General features: G+C 66.6%; 5 protein-coding genes. All 5 read left to right on the plus strand.

The genetic code is table 11. From position 1 onward, the window contains the following. Window positions 1-183 precede the first annotated feature (183 nt). From ELR45_RS34655 to ELR45_RS05795, 5 genes are read left to right on the plus strand one after another with little or no spacing between them, the layout of a single operon-like run. Window positions 184-1,989, plus strand: a complete 1,806-nt coding sequence (locus tag ELR45_RS34655; protein WP_165367510.1) for a peptide ABC transporter substrate-binding protein — start codon at window positions 184-186, stop codon at window positions 1,987-1,989. Window positions 1,990-2,037: 48 nt separating this feature from the next. Further along, on the plus strand, window positions 2,038-3,045 hold the full coding sequence (locus tag ELR45_RS05780; protein WP_129664144.1) for an ABC transporter permease: 1,008 nt from the start codon (window positions 2,038-2,040) through the stop codon (window positions 3,043-3,045). Then, the gene (locus tag ELR45_RS05785; protein ID WP_129664146.1) at window positions 3,003-3,905 is read left to right on the plus strand and encodes an ABC transporter permease; all 903 of its coding nucleotides are present in this window, start codon (window positions 3,003-3,005) and stop codon (window positions 3,903-3,905) included. Before ELR45_RS05780 ends, ELR45_RS05785 begins: the two co-directional genes overlap by 43 nt. After that, on the plus strand, window positions 3,902-4,966 hold the full coding sequence (locus ELR45_RS05790; protein ID WP_129664148.1) for an ABC transporter ATP-binding protein: 1,065 nt from the start codon (window positions 3,902-3,904) through the stop codon (window positions 4,964-4,966). The genes ELR45_RS05785 and ELR45_RS05790 overlap by 4 nt, the downstream gene beginning before the upstream one ends. Further along, window positions 4,959-5,894 (plus strand): ATP-binding cassette domain-containing protein, encoded by a 936-nt coding sequence (locus tag ELR45_RS05795; protein WP_129664150.1) that lies wholly within the window; start codon window positions 4,959-4,961, stop codon window positions 5,892-5,894. The genes ELR45_RS05790 and ELR45_RS05795 overlap by 8 nt, the downstream gene beginning before the upstream one ends. Window positions 5,895-6,151 lie beyond the last annotated feature (257 nt).

Raw genomic sequence — 6,151 nt, forward strand, 5'->3', positions numbered from 1 at the left:
AGATCGTGGCCGAGGCGATGTGGCTGTCACCGCAGACGCTCCTCGGGACAACAGCGGACGCCGAGGACATCGCCACTGCTATCCGCAAGGTTCTCAACCATCCGACGGATCTGTGACGCGCCCGCACGTGCGGGTCGCACCACCTCGTCACAGCTTCACAGTCACATAGTTCATGGAGGAATCATGGGCGCAAGCAGACGTTCGGCTCGACACGGTTCCCGCACACGTCGATCGGCGGTCGCCGCCGTGGCGGTCGCGCTCACACTGTCCGGGTGCACCTTGTTCGCTGAGGACGCGGACAGCGGCGACAGCAGCTCGGGTGACGGCGACGGCGATGCAGCGCCGGAGCAGGTGCTACGGCTGTCCAGCAGCAACCTCTCGATCATCGACCCGCAGGTGGTCACCTTCGGCATGTGGATGTCGGCGAAGGGGATCTTCGAAGGGCTGGTGGTACAGAACGACGACGGCACCGACGTCGCTCCCGGCGTGGCAGAGAGCTGGGAGGTGTCCGAGGATGGATTGACCTACACGTTCAACCTTCGCGAGGACGCGAAATGGTCCAACGGCGATCCGGTGACCGCCGAGGACTTCGAGCGCAGCTACGAGCGGCTGTTCACCCCCGGGGCCGGCGAGACGGGAGGCAGCACCGACGGGGCCAACTCGTACCAGAGCGCCACCAACATCAAGGGCGCCGCGGACTTCCTGGAAGGCGCCACCGACGACTGGTCGGAGGTGGGCGTCCGCGCGGTGGACGAACGTGTCCTGGAGATCGAGGTGGAGTCCCCGACCCCGGGTTTCCTGCTGGCGATGACCCACCCGTCGATGTTGCCGCTGCACATGGACACCGTCGAGGAACACCCCCAGGACTGGCAGGAAGCCGAGCACATCGTCAGCAACGGGCCGTTCGTCGTCGACGTGTGGGTGACCAACTCGAGCATGGAGCTTGTCCCCAACCCGCACTACTGGGATCCCGACAACGTCCATCTCGATCGGGTCGAGATCGCGCTCCTCGAGGGCGGCACGACGGGCGCCGCCACGGTGCCGTACGAGAACGACGAGGTGGACATCGTCGGTCTCGCCAACGCCGACATCATCCGGATGGAGAGCGACCCGGAGCTGGCCGAACACGTTCGGGTGGCGCCGTCCGTCTCCTACGTCTATCTGGCGACCCTGCGCAGCGAGAACCCGCTGCTCGAAGATGTCGACATCCGTAGAGCGTTGTCGCTCGCGCTCGATCGGACCTACATCGCCTCGGTGACGCCGGATGGCGAGCCGGGCCGTTCGCTGGTGCTGGGCAACGTCCCCGGCTACGACGACAGCATCGAGGTGGATGAGGACATCGAAGAGGCACAGCGGCTGCTGGCCGAGGCCGGATACCCGGATGGTGAGGGGTTCCCGGAGATCAACCTGCTGGCCGGCACGTCGAACGTGGACGTGGAGGCCACCGTCGACTCGTGGCGCCGCAACCTCGGCATCAGCGCCAAGGCCGACACGGTGGAGTCCGGTGTGCTGGTCGAACGTCGCTGGGCCGTCCAGGATGAGGACTACATCGGGTTCTACTACGGATCCTTCGCCGGAACCCCCGACTGGCCCACCATGGTCGGCTCTCTCTGGTCGCCGCAGGACATCCAGGAGTTCAGCCTTCCGGCGGACATCTGGACCGAATACCAGGAGGTCCAGGCGGACGGCGACCTTTCGATCGCCGAACGTAACGCCGAGATGGCGGCGATCCTCGACGAGCACGCCAGCGACGACTCGCACGAGCTCGCGGACCTGGTCGAGCAAGCCATGAACGCCGATGACGAGGCCGAGCGGGAAGCCCTGTTCATCCAGGCGGCGCAGTTGCGGGAGGAGCAGCACCTGATGATCCCGGTGTTGTGGAAGGACCGCTATTTCGCTGTTCGTCCGACGATCCAGGGCTTGAACCTGCGGCCCTCGAGCGATGCCTACTACCTCAAGGGCGTCAGCATCGCGGCCGAGGAACAGTAAGGACACCAGCATGGCTGTTCGGCCGAACCGGCGCGGGGAGGGCACGCGATGAGTTTCATGACATATCTGAGCAAGCGTGTCGTGCGCATGGTGCTCTCCCTGACCGCCGTATCCATGATCACCTTCACCCTGTTGCAGCTCGCCCCGGGGAACTTCGCGGACATCCAACGGATCAGCGCCGGTGCCTCTCAGTTCGGAGGGGCCGGAACCGAAGATATGGTGCACGCGTTCGCATCCCGCTACGGCGAGGAGATTCCTGCCTGGCGGCAGTACCTGATCTTCATGAAGGGAGCCGTCACCTGGGATTTCGGGCCGTCGTACAAGTACCCGGCCCAGGACGTGCAGGACATCATCGCCCAGGGTTTCCCGATCTCGGCGACCATCGCGATCATAGCGGTGTTGCTGTCCCTGGTAATCGCGATACCCGTCGGGGTATACGCGGCGGTCCGGCAGAACTCCGCGGCCGATCACGGGACGATGTTCCTGATCACACTCGGAACGGCGCTGCCGAACTACCTCACCGGCGTCATCCTCGTGCTGGTCTTCACGCTCACACTAGGCGTGCTGCCGTCCAGCGGCTGGGACGGACCACAGCACATGGTCATGCCCGTCTTGGCGCTGGTCCTCGGGCCGACTGCGGTACTCGCCAGGTACGTGCGCTCAAGCATGCTGGAAACGCTGCGCGAAGAGTACGTCGTCGCGGCCCTGGCGAAGGGCGGACCACGATCGACGGTGATCACACGGCACGCGTTGCGGAACTCGATGATCCCGATCGTGACGGTACTCGGCCCACTCCTGGCATCGCTGATGACGGGCACCGTCTTCGTCGAGGCGCTGTTCCGCATTCCCGGCTTGGGCCTGTACTTCGCCCAGGCGGCCGCAAGCCGGGACATGCCGCTGCTGATGGGCACGGCCCTGTTCTTCGCATTGATCTTGATGACCATGAACCTGATCGTGGACCTCGTCTACGGGTACCTCGATCCCCGAATCCGAGCAGCAGGGGGTGTGAGCCGGTGGCGACGATCACAGAAGAGCCCGCAGCGGCAACCGGCGTAGAAGCCGACAAGGCCAGAAGTCACTGGGCTCGAGCATGGGCCCGGTTCAGGGCCAACAAGCTGGCCTTCGCGAGCCTGATCTTCTGCGCACTGCTGATCGTAACCGCGCTGGCGGCGCCGTGGATCGCGCCGTACCACTTCTCCGAGACCGACCCGGACGCGCGGCTGGCACCACTGCTGACCGACGGGCACCTGCTGGGGACCGACCTACTCGGCCGGGACATTTTCAGCCGGCTGATCTACGGACTACGCACCGCGTTGTTCGTCGCGTTCGGCGCGGAGCTGGCGTCCCTGGTGGTGGCCATCCTGATCGGGCTGTCCGCGGGTTACATCGGCGGACGGGTCGACCAGGGCCTGATGGGCATCACCGACGTCATGTACGCGTTCCCGAGCTACCTATTCGCGATCGTGCTGGTCACCGTGATGGGACGCAGCCTGTGGGCGGTGATGCTGGCCATCGGGATCTCCTCGTGGGTGACGCAGGCGCGGTTGGTGCGCGCCCAGGTCCTCACCGTCAAGGAACGCGAGTACGTCGAGGCGGCGAGGTCGATGGGTGCGTCCGGGATGACCATCTCCATCCGATACATCCTGCCCAACGCCATCGGCCCACTCTTGGTCACCACGAGCTTCGCCATCCCAGCGGCCATCGGCGCCGAAGCCGGCCTGGCGCTGTTGGGACTCGGTGTCCAGCCGCCCACACCGTCGTGGGGGTCGATGATCTCGGAAGGGACGAGCTACATCCTGGCCGCACCACACCTGCTGTTCCTCCCGGCCACCCTGTTCGCCCTCACCCTGCTGGCGTTCACCTGGGTGGGAGACGGCATCCGGGACGCCTTCGACACGAGCGGGGAGGACCGATGAGTAGCGCGTCGTCGCTGGAGGTTGAGGACCTTCGCACGGAATTCGTCCTCCGGGACCGGGTGCTGCGGGTGGTGGACGACGTCAGCTTCACCGTCGAACCGGGCCAGGCGCTGGCCATCGTCGGGGAGAGCGGCAGCGGGAAGAGCGTGGCCATGCGCAGCGTCATGCGGTTGTTGCCGAAGACCGGCAGGGTCGCCGGCGGTCAGGCACGGCTCGGCGGGACCGACCTGCTCGGCCTGTCCGAGCGCCAGATGCGCAAGGTCCGCGGCCGCGACATCGGCATGGTCTTCCAGAACGCCATGGAAGCGCTCAACCCGACCCTCACGCTGGAACGGCAGCTCACCGAGCACCTGCTGTGGCACGGCATTTGCGACCGGGCGGAAGCCAAGAGGCGCGCCGTCGAAACCCTCGGCGACGTCGGCATTCCCGAGCCGGAGAAGCGGATCCGCACCTATCCGTTCCAGTTGTCCGGAGGTATGCGACAGCGGGCCATGATCGCGATGGCGATGGTCACCCAGCCGTCCGTGCTGATCGCCGACGAGCCGACCACGGCCGTTGACGTCACCGTCCAGAGACAGCTGCTGGATCTGCTGGCGCGGCTGAAGGCGCGCGGTACCGGAGTCATCATGATCACTCACGATCTCGGCGTCGCCCGGTACTTCTGTGACGACGCGATCGTCATGTACGCGGGCCGGGTGGTCGAGCACTCACCGATCCGCCCGCTACTCGCCCACCCCGCGCATCCGTACACCTCTGGCCTGTTCTCCTCGACGCTGGAGGTCGGTGCCCGGCAACGGGCGCTGCGCCCCATCCCAGGATCGCCACCCGATCTGGCCCATCGGCCACCCGGGTGTGCCTTCCACCCGCGCTGCGACCGGGCCGAGGAAAGGTGCGGCCAGGAGGATCAACCGCTGCTCCCGTGGAGCGGGAACGGCAGCGACCTTGTGCCGGGCACGGTCGCAGAGACGGGCCGGCCGACGGACGAGCGCACGGACGACCGGGCCGACGAGCGCACAGGACGACGCGAGGTCGCCTGCTGGAAGGCGGTGCAACATGGCTGATGTCACGGTGCGACCCGACGGCGCGGGATCCGGCCCCGGAACCGACACGGAACCCGTCGACGGCCGCCTGATCGGCGTCGACCACGTCGACAAGGTCTTCAGCACCAGGGCCGGTGACGTCCACGCGGTCAGGGACGTATCCCTGTCGGTCCGACGTGGCGAGACACTCGGTCTGGTCGGAGAGAGCGGCAGCGGCAAGTCGACCATGGCCAGGCTGATGATGGGTCTGATGGCGCCGACCGACGGCACCGTGACCTTCGACGGGGTGGACCTCTCGACGGTCCGCCACGGCGACATGCGCCGGCTGCGCGCCCAGATGCAGATGGTGTTCCAGAATCCGTACGGGTCCCTGCTTCCCCACTACAGCGTCTCCGCGAACGTGGCCGAGCCCCTCCGGCTGCACAAGCGGGGTGATAAACGGTCGCGGCGGCAACGGGCGATCGAACTGCTCACCATGGTCGGCGTCAATCCACGGTTCGCTGATCACTATCCGCGGCAATTCTCCGGTGGCCAGCAGCAGCGCGTCGCCATCGCCCGGGCACTCGCCCTGGAACCGAAGCTGTTGATGTGCGACGAGCCGACGTCATCCCTGGACGTCTCCATCCAGGCGCAGGTGCTCGCGCTCCTGGACGAGCTGCGCGCCGGCCTCGGGCTCACGCTGGTGTTCATCTCGCACAACCTCGCGGTGGTCGAGCGCTTCGCGGATCGGGTGGCCGTGATGTGTCTCGGGCAGGTCGTCGAGATCGCGCCGACCGAGATCCTTTTCGACTCGCCACGCCACCCCTACACCCAGCAGCTGCTGGCGGCCGTCCTGCCCGTGAGCAAGGACCCGCTGCCGGCACCCGCCACGCCGTGGCAACCCGAAGCCGGGGACCTACCGCTGCGCGAAGTAGCTCCAGGGCACTACGTCCGGGACTGCACGACGTGAGTGAGCTCGGCACCCGCACCCGCACACACGATGTTCCGGCCATCCCCCAGCCCTCACGGCGGCGTCGCCGGAAACCATGAAGGAGATGTGACGTGAAGGATTCCGTGCCGATAACGGTCGTCTTCGAACCGCCTGTCGATGGGCCGTCGCCGGACACCGCGAGCCGGCCTTGGTGGCACTACTGCACCGAGGTACTCGATCATCTTCGCCTCCCATACGACGTGGTGCTTCCGGCCGTACTGTCCGCGCGCGAGCAG

Source organism: Phytoactinopolyspora endophytica (assembly GCF_004138495.1).
GTDB lineage: Bacteria > Actinomycetota > Actinomycetes > Jiangellales > Jiangellaceae > Phytoactinopolyspora > Phytoactinopolyspora endophytica.